This window comes from Leucobacter alluvii (assembly GCF_039530485.1).
Taxonomy (GTDB): domain Bacteria; phylum Actinomycetota; class Actinomycetes; order Actinomycetales; family Microbacteriaceae; genus Leucobacter; species Leucobacter alluvii.
In genome coordinates, this window is sequence record NZ_BAAAOP010000006.1 from 31,544 (window position 1) to 45,790 (window position 14,247).

Below are 14,247 nucleotides of genomic sequence, written 5' to 3' on the forward strand. Positions count from 1 at the left end.
AAGGTCAGTCCTTCTTGCCGCAGGCGAGCGCCAGCGTCACCGTGTCACCACGGTTGACCTCGGCGCCGCTTTCGGGGCTGACCGAGAGCACCTTGTTCGATTTCGGTTTCGAATCGCTGCCGGTGCCGCAGGCGAACTCGACGTTGTCGAACCCTGCGCTATTCAGAGCGGACTTTGCGTTGTTGCCCGTCTGACCCACGAGCCCGTCCGGGATTTTCGACGCCTTGCCGTTGCTGCGGTAGAGAGTGATTCCCGAACCGAGACCAACCGACGAGCCTGCCTCCGGATCGGTGCGAGCCGCCAGGCCTTCGGCCTCCGACGATGGGACTTCGCCGCCATCATTCACCGAGAATCCGAGCTGTGTCAGCATGCCCGTCGCCTCTTCAACGGATTTGCCCTTCACGTCTGGCACCGAAACCATCGTCTGGCGGATAGCGGCCTCCGAAGGCTCGGGGAAGGCGTCACCGCCATACCGCGCGTCCGCGGTATTCATGATCGCTGGCCAGATCGTCTGATCGGCGTACATCAGGTTGCCGAAGCCCATCGTCGACACTCGGGAGCAACTGTCGGGGTTGGCGGGATCGACACAAAACGGATCCGCGTTTCCCACCCAGGTCGCCGTGGCGACTTTCGTGCTCGCACCGACTGTCCAGTTGTCGATGACATCATCAGTCGTTCCGGTCTTCGCGAGATGCGGAACACCGGTCGACGACCTCGCGTGGTCAGCGAGACCCGCCGTTACCGCGTTCTGCAGGGCGAACGCCACGCCGGCAGCCACCTCCGGTGCTATGGCTTGCGAGCATTCGCTCTTCGTGAAGGGCACTTGCTCGCCGGAGTCATCCACGATCGATTCGATGGGAACCGGGGTGCAGACGGTCCCGTCGCCCGCAAACGCGGAGTACGCCGCTGCCATGGTGATGGGAGCGATCTCGTCGACGCCGCCGTATGTGTTCGACGGCACCATCGAGAGGTCACGCGGATCATTGGTGAGTGTCGGGACCTTGGTGGTACCGAGGAGCTCCGGCGGAGCCATTCCTTGATCGATCTCTTCCTGTGACCAGACCGGAAGGTCCGAAGCTCGATGTATGCCGAGAGCTTTGGCCGTCTCGAACGTGCCGCAGAGGTCCATCTTCTGCTGCATCGAGACGATACCGCCATTGATGGAATTCGCGATGGTCGTGAGTACGGACTGGTTGCCCTTGATGCCCTCATTGTCGTTCGAGAAGTCGAACGAGCCGTAACTGTAGACTCCGTCTGGCATGCAGGTCGCCTGGAACGACTGGTACGGGACGCCCTTTCGGCTGTTGACATTGACAATGTCACGCACTGAGTGCCCCGTGCGGATCCACTCCGCGAGGGTAACCGGTTTGAAGGTTGAACCCACCTGGAATCCGCTCGAGCCGCCGAACTCCTCATCCGTGTTGTAGTTCACCGGCGTGAATTCGGGATGCTCCTTCAAGAACGATTCGGCGTTGTTGAAGGGGCGATTCTGCACCATTGCGCGCACCTTGCCGGTGCCGACCTCGACGCTGCTCGACGCCGACCCAACCTTGATCCCGTCCATGAGCGCGGGAACTGTGCCGCGCGTAGCATCATTGCCGGCGGCCTGCATGTCGAGGTCGATGGTCGTATAGATCTTGTATCCACCACGACTGAAATTGAACTCGCGTTCTGTCGGGGTGTCACCGAAGTTCGGATCCGCCTTGATGTACCGCTGCACGTAATCGCAGAAGGCACCGAGGCCGTAGTTCTGTTCTGCGACGTTGCACCCCTGAATGCGAGGGGTGATGTTCGGAGTGACAGGGGTCGCTACCGCTTCTTCATGCTGCGCCTCTGTGATCTTTCCGTGGCTGAGCATGCTGTCGAGAATCTTGTTGCGACGCTCGGTATTGGCAGGGAGATTCGCCTCGACATCGATTTGCAACTCAGACGGGTTGTTCACGATCGCCACAAGGCTCGCGGACTCCGCGAGCGACAGATCGGCGGCCGATTTGCCGTAGTAGAACTTCGCCGCTGATTCGATGCCGTAGATCTGTCGACCGAAGAGCGCAATATTCAGATACCCGAGCAGAATCTCGTCCTTCGGGTACTTCTTCTCGATGGAGATCGCGTACTTCATCTCTTTGAGCTTGCGGTCGACGTCCTGACGCATCGCGTCTTCGTAGGCTTCCTTCTGCGCTTCCTTGTCGGGAATCGCGATGGCCTCCTGAATCAGCACGTTACGCACGTACTGCATCGTGATCGTCGATGCGCCCGAGAGGTTCTGCCCCGCTGCGTTCTGCAGCACGGCACGGGCCGTTGCGAGCACGTCGACGCCGCCGTGGGTGTAGAAGCGGGGATCCTCCTCTGCAACTGCAGCATCTTTCACGAACTGCGGAATCTGGGCCCACTCCAGCGTCTCGCGATCCTGATCGTAGAATGTCGCGACCTCGACATTATTTCCATCGCTCGTCGTAGCGAAGATCGACGACGGCTCGGCGAGCTTGCCCGGGTCCAGATGGTCGGGCAGGCTCTCGAAGATGCCGACTGCGGATTTCGTGGCCGTGCCGCTCAGAGCGACCACCGGAGTCACAGCTGCGGTGACGAGAACACCGGCGATCACGCTCATGGCGAGCGCGCCGAGGAGCCCGGCGAGGGCCCCTCCTGCGGTGCGAGGTTTCTGCGAGCGCACGCGCGAAGACTGAGATGTCTGACGGGTCATAGAATCAAGGGTAAGCGACGTAGCTGACAAAACAGCAACGCGCCCGTCCGCGTCGCGGCGATGCCGGTCGCCGGCACGCGCTGCACACCGTCTACCGAGGGAGATCCGCACGTGAGTGAATCCGCCGAAGCCGCCCCGACCTGGGAGTACTTCGTGACGCCGCTGCTGCTGCACAACGAGGCGCAGATTCTGAACAACTGGGGTGCGCAGGGGTGGGAGCTCGTGCAGATCATCGAGGGCCCGGCCGGCGGCAACGTCGCATACATGAAGAAGAGGAAGGCCTGATATGGCATCTGTGATCGAGGACCGGCTGCGCGAACTGGGATACGAGATCCCCGAGGTCGCAGCGGCGGTCGCCGCGTACGTGCCCGCGCTGCGTGACGGCAACTACGTGTACACGGCCGGCCAGCTCCCGTTCGTGAACGGTGCTCTGCCCGAGACGGGCAAAGTGGGTCTGGGAGCAGGGCTCGTGTCGCCCGAGCGAGCCGAGAAGCTCGCTCAGCTCTGCGCGTTGAACGCCCTCGCCGCCGCGCGAGGCGTCATCGGGTCGCTCGACAAGATCTCTCAGGTCGTGAAGGTCACTGCCTTCATCGCATCCGATCCATCGTTCACGGGTCAGCCCGCCGTCGCGAATGGTGCGTCGATGTTCCTGGGTCGCGTCTTCGGCGATCTCGGCATCCACGTGCGTTCAGCCGTCGGCGTCGCCGTCCTCCCGCTCGATGCGCCCGTCGAGATCGAATTCGTGTTCAAGATCGAGGACTGACACCGCGCGCTCCATGCAGCGAGCCCGCGCACGTGCGAAACGACCGAGGCCGGGAACCCTGAAGCGGGTTCCCGGCCTCGGTCGTGTGTCGCCTGCGGTTCGGTAACGTGCGGCTCAGTCGCCGCGTTCGTTGCGCACGCGATCCGAGATCGTCTGCATCACCGATGTGTCGGCGAGCGTGGTCGTGTCGCCGACCTCTCGGCCTTCTGCCGCGTCCTTGAGTAGCCGCCGCATGATCTTGCCCGACCGTGTCTTCGGCAGTTCGGAGACGATGAAGATCTGGCGCGGCCGCGCGATTGCACCGATCTGGGCTGCGACGTGCTTCTTCAGCTCGGGCTCGGCGTCATCGAGCGACAGGATGCTCTGCTGCGACTTCAGAATGACGAAGGCGACGACGGCCTGTCCCGTCGTCTCGTCATCCGCCCCGACGACCGCCGATTCGGCGACCGCGTGGTGCTCGACCAGCGCCGACTCGATCTCCGCGGTCGAGAGTCGGTGGCCCGAGACGTTCATCACGTCGTCGACGCGTCCGAGCAGCCAGACGTCGCCGTCCTCGTCGAGACGGGCGCCGTCGCCCGCGAAGTAGCGGTCGCCGAACTTCGCCCAGTAGGTGTCGATGAAGCGCTGGTCGTCGCCCCAGATCGTGCGCACCATCGACGGCCAGGGGCGCTGCACGACGAGCAGGCCGCCCTGCCCGTTCTCGACGGGGGCGCCATCCTCGCCGACCACCGTCACCGAGATCCCTGGCTGCGGCACCTGCGCGCTGCCCGGCTTCAGGTGCGTGAGGCCCGGCAGCGGTGAGATCATGATCGCGCCGGTCTCCGTCTGCCACCACGTATCAACGATGGGGGCGGTGCCCGCGCCGATGACCTCGCGGTACCAGCGCCACGCCTCGGGGTTGATGGGCTCGCCGACCGAACCGAGTACCCGGATCGACGAGAGGTCGTACTGCTCCGGAACCTGACGCCCGACCTTCATGCAGGCGCGAATGGCCGTGGGCGCGGTGTAGAAGATCGTCACACCGTACTTCTGAATGATCGACCACCAGCGGCCCCAATCGGGCGTCTCCGGGGTGCCCTCGTAGATCACCTGAGTCGCGCCGTTCGCGAGGGGACCGTAGACCACGTAGCTGTGCCCGGTGATCCATCCGATGTCGGCTGTGCACCAATACACGTCGGTGTCGGGCTTCAGATCGAAGACGTCGCGGTGGGTGGTCGACACCTGGGTGAGATATCCGCCCGAGGTGTGCAGGATGCCCTTGGGCTTGCCCGTGGTTCCCGAGGTGTACAGGATGAAGAGCGGGTTCTCGGCGGGGAAGCCCTGAGCTTCGTGCTCACCGTCGAATGCGGTGATCTCGCGGTGCCACCAAAGGTCGCGATCCTCATCGAAGGCGACGTCATTGCCCGCGCGTTCGACGACGAGCACGCGAGAGACGGTGCTACCTCCGCCGTTCAGCGCGAGCGCGTCGTCCACGGTCGGCTTCAGCGCGGACACGCGTCCCTTGCGCCATCCGCCATCGGCCGTGATCACGAGACGCGCCTCAGCGTCGTCGATGCGAGCGCGCAGACTTTCAGCGCTGAAGCCTCCGAAGACCACCGAGTGCGCTGCGCCGAGGCGCGCGACGGCGAGCATGGCGATCACCGTCTCCGGGATCATCGGCATGTAGATGGCCACACGGTCGCCCGCGGCGACGCCGAGGCTGGTGAGCATGTTCGCGGCGCGCTTCACCTCGTGCGTGAGCTCGGCGTACGTGAGGGTGCGCGTGTCGCCCGGTTCGCCCTCGAAGTGGAGCGCGACGCGGTCGCCGTTGCCAGCTGCCACGTGGCGATCGAGGCAGTTCGCCGCGACGTTCAGCTCGCCGTCCTGGAACCACTTCGCGAACGGCGGGTTCGTCCAGTCGAGCACCTCGCTGAACGGCTTCGTCCACTGCAGGTTCTGGGCCTGCTCCGCCCAGTACCCCTCGGGATCCTGCGCGGCCTTCCAGTAGACGGACGGGTCGGTGACGTTGGCCTGCTCGCGGAACTCCGGACTCGGAGCATACGTCTCCGCTGTTGCTCCCTCGGGGAGGTGGTGGCTTTCAATACTGCCGGTCTGATCGCTCATTGACGCCCTTATCTTCGATCGATTCCCGGGGCGATCGCTCGCTCCCGGCCCCTCAGTCGCGTACGGGATCCGTACCATCCCGAAAACGCAGAACCAGGCTATACCTTTCGTCTATCTCCGCTCACATCGGTGAGCCCGCGACGGTGATGCCGCGACTGCGCACAGATGCTCGGGCGAGTGGTCTGGCCGTGGCGAACCCTGCTGGTATGGGCTCATGCCCCCTGCTGAGATTCCGGATCACCCACGGCCGCCCGACCCACGGCTCTCGGTGTCGACACGATCTGCGGCGCTCAGTCGCGCTGCGAAGCGTTCGTTCGGCGGCCTGCTGCCCCTGCTGGATGACCCCGATCTGCGAGATCTCATCGTGCAGGTGCGCGGCGGCGCTGCTCGACTGTGGCTGGACCGATGCGGAGCGCTGCAGGAGGTGCCGGATTGGCAGGCCGATCCTGAAGCGGCGCACGGGTTGGCGACCGGGCTGATTGCTGCTGGCGGGCGCCACCTCGACGAGCTGCACCCCTGCGCCGACGTGAGGCTGGGTGATGGCATTCGAGTGCACGCAGTACTGCCCCCGATCGCCGTTGAGGGCGCGGCCGTATCGATTCGGCTGCCCCGCATCTCGCCCCCTCGGTTCGATGAACTCGTCGCGGGAGGCCTCTGCGCGACGAGCACGGCAGAGATGCTGCGCCGGGTGATCATCGACCGCAGCAACATTCTGATCACCGGAGGCACTGGAAGCGGAAAGACGACGGTGCTGGCCGCACTGCTGGATCTCGCCCCACCGCACGAGCGCATCCTCACGATTGAGGACGTGGCGGAGCTGCGGTTGAGGCATCCGCACGCCGTGTCTCTCGAAACGCGTCAGGCGAGCGCCGAAGGGGTCGGGGAGGTCTCGGTCGATCGGCTGCTGCGGGAAGCGTTGCGCATGCGGCCCGACCGCATCGTGCTCGGCGAGTGCCGCGGTGCCGAGATCTCGACGCTCTTGGCGGCACTGAACACCGGCCACGACGGCGGCGCCGGAACCCTCCACGCGAGCCGTCTGGAAGAAGTGCCCTCGCGCCTCGAAGCGCTGGGTGCGCTCGCGGGATGGACGCCGGAAGCGCTCGCTCGACAGGCCGTCAGTGCACTGCACGCGATCGTCCACGTCGAACGGGGTGCTCTCGGCCCTCGGGTGCGCGCCATCGGCGGTCTCGAGCTCACCGGTGACCGGTTGCTCGGAGTGCGAAGGGTGGTGGCGTAGCGCGTGTGGAAGCGACTCCGGTCCCTCGCCCGGTCACGAATCGCTTCGGCTTCGGGCACGGCTTCGAGCGTCACCGCGCATCAACGGAATGAGGCGACGGTCGTCGCGGAACGAGCAGCGGCGCTCCTTCGCGGGGGAGTGCCGCCCGGTCGGACGTTCGCGGTGATCGCCGCCGATGCAGAGCCGGCCTCTGCCACGGGAATCATCGCCGCCCGTGTGGCAGACGGAGTCCCGGTCGCCTCCGCGCTCGCGGCGACCCCCGATCCGGAATGGCGCGTGCTGGCAGTCGCCTGGCGCCTCGCCGAGGCATGCGGTGCTCCGCTCGCCCCCGCGCTCCAACGCATCGCGTATGCGCTGCGTGAACTCGACCAGTTGCGGGAACGACGTTCCGTGCTCCTGGCGGGTCCGCGGGCGACGGTGCGCATGGTTGCGGCCCTGCCGATCCTCGCGCTGCTGCTCGGCCTGCTGCTCGGATTCGATCCGATACCGGTGCTGTTCAGCGGGATGGGGGCGGCGATCGCGGCGATCGGCATCGGTCTGCTCGGCATCGGCGTGCACTGGTCTCGCGCCATGCAGCATCGAACCGCGAGTGACGATCACATCGCCGGTCTGCCGTTCGAACTGCTCTGGGTCGCGCTGGGAGGCGGCGCCCCTCCTTCCGCGGCACTGAGGCACGTGGTGGATCGCGTGGACCAGTACGGGGCTGAGTGGATCGCCTTCGACGACTTCTGTTCCGGGAGCCCGCTGCTGTCGACGATCGCCGCTGCGGAAGCCGCCGGTGTTCCGATGCGCCCGCTGCTGCTCGAACACGCGGGTGCAGAGCGCGTGGCCTCAGCTGCGCGACTGGAACGGGAGGCGGAACGCCTCGGCGTGCGCGTGCTGGTGCCCCTGGGGGTCTGCGTGCTGCCCGCCTTCATCGTGCTCGGCGTGCTGCCGGTGGTGCTGTCCATGTTCGGGGCTGTGTGATGCTTCCCGACAGCGTTCGTACTCCACAGGGGATGGCGATCGCATCGGCGTTCGGGTTCTCCACAGATCGTTCGTCGGGCCGCGTCGGGCCGAGCTTCTCCCGTGAGGATGGATGCACCGGCGATCGCCGGGGCCGTGCGAGGTCAAGGAGGTTCCCGATGCAGCCCACACTCCAACTCGTATCCGACCGAGGTGCGACATCCGTGGAAGGCGGATCCGAGCGCCGCCGCACACGTCTGCAGCGCGTCCGTCGCGGAGGCCGACGACGCGGGCGGGCGTTCGTCGGCGAGATGCGCGCGCTCGCCGACGATGAGCGCGGCGCCGTGACAGCGGAGTACGCGATTGTCATCATGGCCGCCGTAGCGTTCGCCGGTCTGCTGGTTGCCATCATGCGGTCGAGCGAGATCCGAGCGATGCTCGTGGAACTCGTCGAGAACGCCCTCGGCGCAGGGTCCTGATGCTCGCGGCGCTGCGGCACGACGAACGCGGCACGGTCACGGCGGAATTCGCGATCGTCGTGCCCGCAGTGCTCGCCGTACTCGGGCTCGTGATCGGCGGCATCTACGTGGCGGCGCATCGCATCACCCTCGTATCGGCGTCGGCTGAGATCGCGAGATCAGAGGCCCGCGGTGATGCCGAGCTCGCCCAGAAACATCTGGATTCGCTCGGTGATCGAGTGGAGATCGAACGTGTGGAAGACGGCGTGCTGCACTGCGTCACGCTTCGGTCGCGCCCGGGTGGAGGGCCCCTCGCCCGCATCGCGGTCGAATCGCGCTCGTGCGCCGCCCGAATCGGTGAGGGAGCGACCTCATGAGCGCACCGGCGACCCTCGTCTGCGCAGCCGCTGCGATATGTCTCGGCGTACCGATCATCGCGGCGTCGTCGCACCTCGAAGCCTCCCACCGTGCAGCAGGGGCCGCTGACGCGGCAGCGCTCGCCGCAGCCGACTCGGCCGCCGGGTTTCTCGCGGGAGACCCCTGTGACCTGGCGGGGGCTGTCACAAGTGCGATGAGCAGCGAACTCGTGTCCTGCGAGCTCGATCCCGCCCTCGCCGACGCCCGCGTGAAGGTGGTGGCGGACGGGCCGCTCGGGGCCGTCGTCGCTTCGGCGCACGCTGGTCCACCGCCGAGTTCCGCGATGCCGGGAGGTGCGGTCGGCGCAAATGGCTGGGCGTGGCCCAGCTCGGAGCCGGGCATCACGCAGGGGTTCCACGATGGTTACTCCATTGATCTCCGCGCGGTTGAAGGGTCACCGCTCTACGCTCCCTACGACGGCGTCGTCGTCGCAGCCGGAACGGACAGCGACGGGCCGCCCGAGAAGTGCGTCGCCGAACCCTCGTGGTGGCATGGCCCGAATCACACGATCATCATCAGACACAGCTATCGGGGGGAAGTGCTCTTCAGTTCCCACAATCACGTGGCCCCCGGATCGACCGACGCCTTCGGGCTATCGCCGGGCACTGCAGTGCGAGCCGGACAACCGGTGGCCCTCGCAGGTATGAGCGGATGCACGTCGGGGCCGCACTCGCACTTCACGCTGTCGACCACCCCGTCGAACGCGTTTCCCGACGTGAATCCATACCTCTATATCGGTGGCCCTGAGATCCGTTGATGCAGTGCGCAGAAACTCCGATGCGGGTACTTCGGCCGGCGACGGACATAATGAAGAGAGAACATGCGTGGAATCCCGCAGGTGGATTCTCACGCCAGAATGTGTATCGTGTCGGAGCAGAACCCTCAGCCGGTCCTGGCGGAGCAGCCCTACACTGCGTGAAGCAACGAAGGAGACCCGTGAAGGGTACGAAGAAACTCGTCATCGTCGAGTCACCGACCAAGGCGAAGACCATCGGCGGCTACCTCGGAGACGACTACGAGGTCATTGCATCGGTCGGACACGTTCGTGATCTCGCCGAGCCTTCGGCCCTGCCCGCGGAGCTCAAGAAGGGCGCATTCGGGAAGTTCGCGGTCGATGTCGAGAACGACTTCGCCCCGTACTACGTTGTCAATGACAACAAACGCAAAACGGTCTCCGAGCTGAAGCGCGCGCTGAAGGGTGCCGACGAGCTGTGGCTCGCAACTGATGAGGACCGCGAGGGCGAGGCCATCGCGTGGCACCTCCTCGAGGTGCTCCAGCCCAAGGTGCCGGTGCATCGCATGGTGTTCCACGAGATCACGCAGGACGCCATCGAACAGGCCAAGCAGAACACGCGCGACCTCGACACGGCGCTGGTCGATGCGCAGGAGACGCGACGCATCCTCGATCGCCTGTACGGGTACGACATCTCTCCGGTGCTCTGGCGCAAGGTCGCGCCCAAGCTCTCCGCAGGCCGAGTGCAGTCGGCGGCGACGCGACTCGTCGTCGACCGCGAGCGCGAGCGCCAGGCGTTCCGCGCTGCCGAGTACTGGGACCTCACCGCGACCTTCCGACCCGACGACAGCGCTACCGACACCACGGCGTTCCAAGCCAGGCTCGTGCGGCTCGACGCCCAGCGCGTCGCCACCGGCGGCGACTTCGGTGACGACGGCAACCTGACGGCTCGTGCGTCGAAGGCGGGGGTCATTCCGCTGGAGCAGGAGCGTGCCGAGCGCCTCGCATCCCTGCTCGCTGCGGACGCCAGGGGAGAAGTCGTCTCCGTCGAGACGAAGCCGCACACGCGTCGCCCTGCAGCGCCGTTCACCACGTCGACGCTGCAGCAGGAGGCCTCTCGCAAGCTCCGCTACAGCTCACGGCAGACGATGTCGTTCGCGCAGTCGCTGTATGAGAACGGCTACATCACGTACATGCGTACCGACTCGCCCTCGCTCTCGAAGCAGGCAGTGCAGGCGGCCCGGTCGCAGGCTGCGGAACTGTACGGCGCGCAGACGCTGCCCGAGAAGCCGCGCGTGTACACGGGCAAGTCGAAGGGCGCCCAGGAGGCGCACGAGGCGATCCGGCCGGCCGGTGAAGTGTTCCAGCGTCCGAGCTCTCTCAAGGGGAAGCTCACGCAGGGCGAATTCGCGCTGTACGAGTTGATCTGGAAGCGCACGGTTGCCAGCCAGATGGCAGACGCCAAGGGCTCCACCGACACCGTGACCCTCTCGGCACAGGTGTCGGAGGCCGGAAGCGCTGCACCGACCGCTGCGGAATTCACCACCAGTGGCACCGTCATTACCTTCCCCGGATTCCTCCTCGCATACGAGGAAGGTCGCGATGAGAACCGCGGCGACAAGTCCGGCGATCAGAATGCGAAGCTCCCGCAGTTGTCCTCGGGTCAGGGGCTCGGCATCGAAGAGCCGACCGCGAAGGGCCACGAGACGAGCCCGCCGCCGCGCTACACGGAGGCCAGCCTCACCAAGCGACTCGAAGAACTCGGCATCGGCCGTCCGTCGACGTACGCTGCGATCATCAGCACGATCATGGATCGCGGTTACGTCACGAAGAAGGGGCAGGCGCTCGTTCCCAGCTGGATCGCCTTCTCCGTCGTACGACTCCTGGAAGAGCACTTCAGCGAGCTCGTCGACTACGACTTCACAGCCGAGATGGAGAACGACCTCGACCGCATCGCCTCGGGCGAGGCGGATCGCGGCAAATGGCTCGGCGAATTCTACTTCGGCACCGACGCGCACCCCGGCCTGCGCGGCGTCGTCGACAACCTGGGCGAGATCGACGCGCGTGCGATCAACACGATCAAGATCGATGATGAGATCTCGCTCCGCAACGGCAAGTACGGCCCGTACCTCGAGGTCTTCGACGACAAGTGCGAGGTCGATGAAGACGGCGTGGTGAAGCCGCGCAGCGTCAACATCCCCGACGGCCTCGCGCCCGATGAACTGACGCCTGCCAGAGCCCACGAGCTCGCCGACGCCGAACCGGCCGAGGATCGCGTCGTCGGTCTCCACCCGCAGACTTCGAAGCGCATTGTCGCGAAGAACGGGCGCTTCGGTCCCTACGTCACCGAGCTCCCCGATGAAGGCGAGGAACTGCCGAAGGGCCAGAAGCCCCGCACGGCGTCCCTGTTCAAGAGCATGGACCCCGCCACGATCGAGCTCGACAGCGCGGTCGCGCTGCTCGACCTTCCCCGTGTCGTCGGAGTGGACCCCGAGTCCGAGGCTGAGATCACCGCGCAGAACGGGCGCTACGGCCCGTACCTGAAGAAGGGAAGCGATACGCGATCGCTTCCGAGCGAGGATGCGATCTTCTCGATCGATCTCGCCGGAGCCCAGGAGCTGTTCGCTCAGCCCAAGTACGGCGCCAAGCGCGCGTCGAGCGCGCTGAAGGAATTCGATGCCGACCCCGTGAGCGGCAAGTCGATCAAGGTCAAGGACGGCCGTTTCGGTCCGTACGTCACCGACGGTGAGACGAACGCGACGATCCCGCGCGGCGACAGCGTGGACGAGATCGACTTCGCCCGCGCCGTCGAGCTCCTGGCGATCAAGCGCGCGAAGGGCCCCGCGAAGAAGAAGGCTCCCGCGCGGAAGCCCGCGACGAAGAAGGCGGCGGCGAAAAAGCCTGCAGCGAAGAAGCCGGCGACGAAGAAGCCTGCAGCGAAGAAGTCCGCTTCGGGCGCGAAGGCGGTGGACCCGGCGCGCTCGGCAGCTGCGAAGAAGGCGGCGGCGACCCGAGCCGCGAACCGAGCTGCCGCAGAGTCCCAGGCATAACGACGAGTGCGGCCGCGTGCGGTCGCGGAGGAGCACATGAGCGGAACCTTCATCACCCTCGAAGGCGGCGACGGCGCGGGGAAGACGACGCAGGCGGAGTTGCTCGAGCAGTGGCTCGAGGGCCGCGGGCTCGAAGTCGTCCGCACCCGTGAGCCGGGCGGCACCCGTCTCGGAACCGAAGTGCGTCGCCTCCTGTTGCACGGTGGCGACGAGATCGGAGAGGTCGACGAGCGCGCTGAAGCCCTGCTCTACGCCGCAGACCGCGCCCAGCACGTCGCAAAGGTCGTGCGCCCCGCACTCGAGCGGGACGCAGTGGTGGTGCAGGACCGGTACATCGACTCCTCGCTGGCGTACCAGGGGGCGGGGCGCGTGCTCGACGTCGACGAGGTGCGCCGCATCAGCGAGTGGGCGACCGGGGGACTCTGGCCGGACCTGACGATTCTGCTCGACCTCGACCCCGAGACCAGCTCCGGCCGCCGCCGCGACCGCGGTGGGAGCAGCGACCGCCTCGAGTCAGAAGCAGTGGACTTCCATACGGCGGTGCGCGACGGCTTCCGTGCGCTCGCGAAGGCGGACCCGCACCGCTTCTTCACCATCGATGCTGCACTGCCCGTCGATGAGATCCACACGCGCATCGTGGGACGCGTTTCGGGGTTCCTTACGCGGTGACGCCGGCGCTCAGGTCAGTGGAGCGAGACAAACGTCCGAGCCGTCTGACGATGAGGAAGCCCTCGGCGAGATTGACGGGTTAGTCGTCGATCTCCACCACGTCGCCGGTGAACGCGTCAACGTCGATCTCACGATCTTTGCCCTCGAAGTCCACCTGGTAGACGAGCCTTCCGTCAGAGTGGGTGAGGGTCCAACTCTCGACAGGCCCGTCGATGATCGTGTTCGCGCTCTGCATCGCATCCTGCGCGTCGATCACGTCAGAGAGGGAGATCGCGGGGTCAGCCGGATCGAATGAATCCGATCGTTCGATGCGCGAATCGAGCAACACTCCGTCCGTAGCGTCCACCACGACGTCCGCTTCGTTCTCCGCCGTGGCGAGTTCAACTCGGTACACGACGCCACTGCGGGTGGTGGTGAGTTCAAGTGATTGCAGATCACCCGGGTGTGATTCCTGAGCAGTGGCTACGGCCTCTCGGGGCGTCACTCCGGGTGTGTGGTTCCGCAGATCCGTGGACGACGAAGAACTCTCGTTCGCTCGTTCCGAGGGCGCCGATGTCGCAGGCGCCGGAGAATGGCTCTCGGTGCTACCAGTGCCGCCTCCACACCCAGAAAGCAGGAGGGCGGCAACGAGGGTGGCGGGCAATGCAAGTGCAGTGGTTCGACGATTCATTGGTGTTCCTTTAAAGCGCGCGGGACAGGTTCATGTGCTTCCAGGGCGTGCGCCCACGTGAAGACACTGGGTTCGACGATAGGGTGACGAACGGACGGAACATCTCGGGTGCGTGCGTGGTCAGCTGAAAATCAGTAGGACTGCAAGGGGATTTCCGCGCATGATGGTCGGAAAAGCAGTGTTGTGGGGTGCACTCGCGGGAATGTCCACACATTCGCGCGGCCGATCATGGCGCTGCCACCCGTCCGATCCACCCACCCGGGGCCAGTGGGGGCGTTCTCGGGCAACGTCCCCCACCGACTCCGAAGTTCGCGGGTACGAACGAGAGCGGGGCGCGCCGCGGCACGAACTCCGCCGCTCGCGCGTCTGTGCTGAGTGAAAATCCGGAGCTAGCCGCCTCCCCGCGCTTCGCTCCGTGGGCTGGCGCTGTAGCGCCACCGCGGTCGCCAGCCGAACGCGGTGCGTTCAGCCGATGACCGCCACCCCCGCGCTTCGCTCCGT

Annotated in this window: 12 protein-coding genes; 9 read left to right on the forward strand and 3 right to left on the reverse strand. The window is 65.9% G+C overall.

Translation table 11 applies throughout. The annotated features are described in order from the left end of the window. Positions 1-4 precede the first annotated feature (4 nt). On the reverse strand, positions 5-2,701 hold the full coding sequence (locus ABFX18_RS08700) for a transglycosylase domain-containing protein (protein WP_346058041.1): 2,697 nt from the start codon (positions 2,699-2,701) through the stop codon (positions 5-7). A gap of 111 nt (positions 2,702-2,812) precedes the next feature. Between ABFX18_RS08700 and sp36 the strand changes: the two genes are divergently transcribed. Together sp36 and ABFX18_RS08710 are read left to right on the forward strand one after the other, a co-directional pair. After that, entirely contained in the window at positions 2,813-2,986 is a 174-nt protein-coding gene (gene sp36, locus ABFX18_RS08705) for a Sp36 family protein (RefSeq protein ID WP_141653254.1), read from the forward strand. 1 nt (position 2,987) lies between these two features. Further along, entirely contained in the window at positions 2,988-3,464 is a 477-nt protein-coding gene (locus ABFX18_RS08710; protein ID WP_346058042.1) for a RidA family protein, read from the forward strand. A gap of 114 nt (positions 3,465-3,578) precedes the next feature. On the opposite strand, the gene acs is transcribed toward ABFX18_RS08710, so the two are convergent. After that, positions 3,579-5,567 (reverse strand): acetate--CoA ligase, encoded by a 1,989-nt coding sequence (gene acs, locus ABFX18_RS08715; protein ID WP_346058043.1) that lies wholly within the window; start codon positions 5,565-5,567, stop codon positions 3,579-3,581. Between the two features lie 268 nt (positions 5,568-5,835). Between acs and ABFX18_RS08720 the strand changes: the two genes are divergently transcribed. The 7 genes from ABFX18_RS08720 (at position 5,836) to tmk (ending at position 13,076) form a co-directional block, all read left to right on the forward strand. Beyond that, complete coding sequence (locus tag ABFX18_RS08720; protein WP_346058044.1) at positions 5,836-6,804, forward strand: TadA family conjugal transfer-associated ATPase; 969 nt, start codon at positions 5,836-5,838, stop codon at positions 6,802-6,804. Between the two features lie 3 nt (positions 6,805-6,807). Continuing rightward, complete coding sequence (locus ABFX18_RS08725; RefSeq protein WP_346058045.1) at positions 6,808-7,770, forward strand: type II secretion system F family protein; 963 nt, start codon at positions 6,808-6,810, stop codon at positions 7,768-7,770. A 158-nt stretch (positions 7,771-7,928) separates the two neighbouring features. Then, a complete protein-coding gene (locus ABFX18_RS08730) occupies positions 7,929-8,228 on the forward strand; it encodes a DUF4244 domain-containing protein (protein ID WP_346058046.1) in 300 nt (99 codons plus the stop codon). Continuing rightward, a complete protein-coding gene (locus ABFX18_RS08735) occupies positions 8,228-8,584 on the forward strand; it encodes a TadE/TadG family type IV pilus assembly protein (protein ID WP_090151959.1) in 357 nt (118 codons plus the stop codon). Before ABFX18_RS08730 ends, ABFX18_RS08735 begins: the two co-directional genes overlap by 1 nt. Further along, a complete protein-coding gene (locus tag ABFX18_RS08740; protein ID WP_090151955.1) occupies positions 8,581-9,381 on the forward strand; it encodes a peptidoglycan DD-metalloendopeptidase family protein in 801 nt (266 codons plus the stop codon). Before ABFX18_RS08735 ends, ABFX18_RS08740 begins: the two co-directional genes overlap by 4 nt. A 179-nt stretch (positions 9,382-9,560) precedes the next feature. Next, entirely contained in the window at positions 9,561-12,407 is a 2,847-nt protein-coding gene (gene topA, locus ABFX18_RS08745; RefSeq protein ID WP_346058047.1) for a type I DNA topoisomerase, read from the forward strand. A 36-nt stretch (positions 12,408-12,443) separates the two neighbouring features. After that, entirely contained in the window at positions 12,444-13,076 is a 633-nt protein-coding gene (gene tmk / locus ABFX18_RS08750; RefSeq protein WP_346058048.1) for a dTMP kinase, read from the forward strand. 79 nt (positions 13,077-13,155) lie between these two features. Here the strand turns inward: tmk and ABFX18_RS08755 are convergent, their stop codons facing one another. Continuing rightward, on the reverse strand, positions 13,156-13,560 hold the full coding sequence (locus ABFX18_RS08755; RefSeq protein WP_211649114.1) for a PepSY domain-containing protein: 405 nt from the start codon (positions 13,558-13,560) through the stop codon (positions 13,156-13,158). Positions 13,561-14,247: the final 687 nt, after the last annotated feature.

Bases quoted from the DNA above. Each gene is read 5' to 3' on its own strand.
- ABFX18_RS08700 (WP_346058041.1), bottom strand. From the start codon at position 2,701: ATGACCCGTCAGACATCTCAGTCTTCGCGCGTGCGCTCGCAGAAACCT.
- ABFX18_RS08710 (WP_346058042.1), top strand. From the start codon at position 2,988: ATGGCATCTGTGATCGAGGACCGGCTGCGCGAACTGGGATACGAGATC.
- acs (WP_346058043.1), bottom strand. From the start codon at position 5,567: ATGAGCGATCAGACCGGCAGTATTGAAAGCCACCACCTCCCCGAGGGA.
- ABFX18_RS08730 (WP_346058046.1), top strand. From the start codon at position 7,929: ATGCAGCCCACACTCCAACTCGTATCCGACCGAGGTGCGACATCCGTG.
- ABFX18_RS08735 (WP_090151959.1), top strand. From the start codon at position 8,228: ATGCTCGCGGCGCTGCGGCACGACGAACGCGGCACGGTCACGGCGGAA.
- ABFX18_RS08740 (WP_090151955.1), top strand. From the start codon at position 8,581: ATGAGCGCACCGGCGACCCTCGTCTGCGCAGCCGCTGCGATATGTCTC.
- tmk (WP_346058048.1), top strand. From the start codon at position 12,444: ATGAGCGGAACCTTCATCACCCTCGAAGGCGGCGACGGCGCGGGGAAG.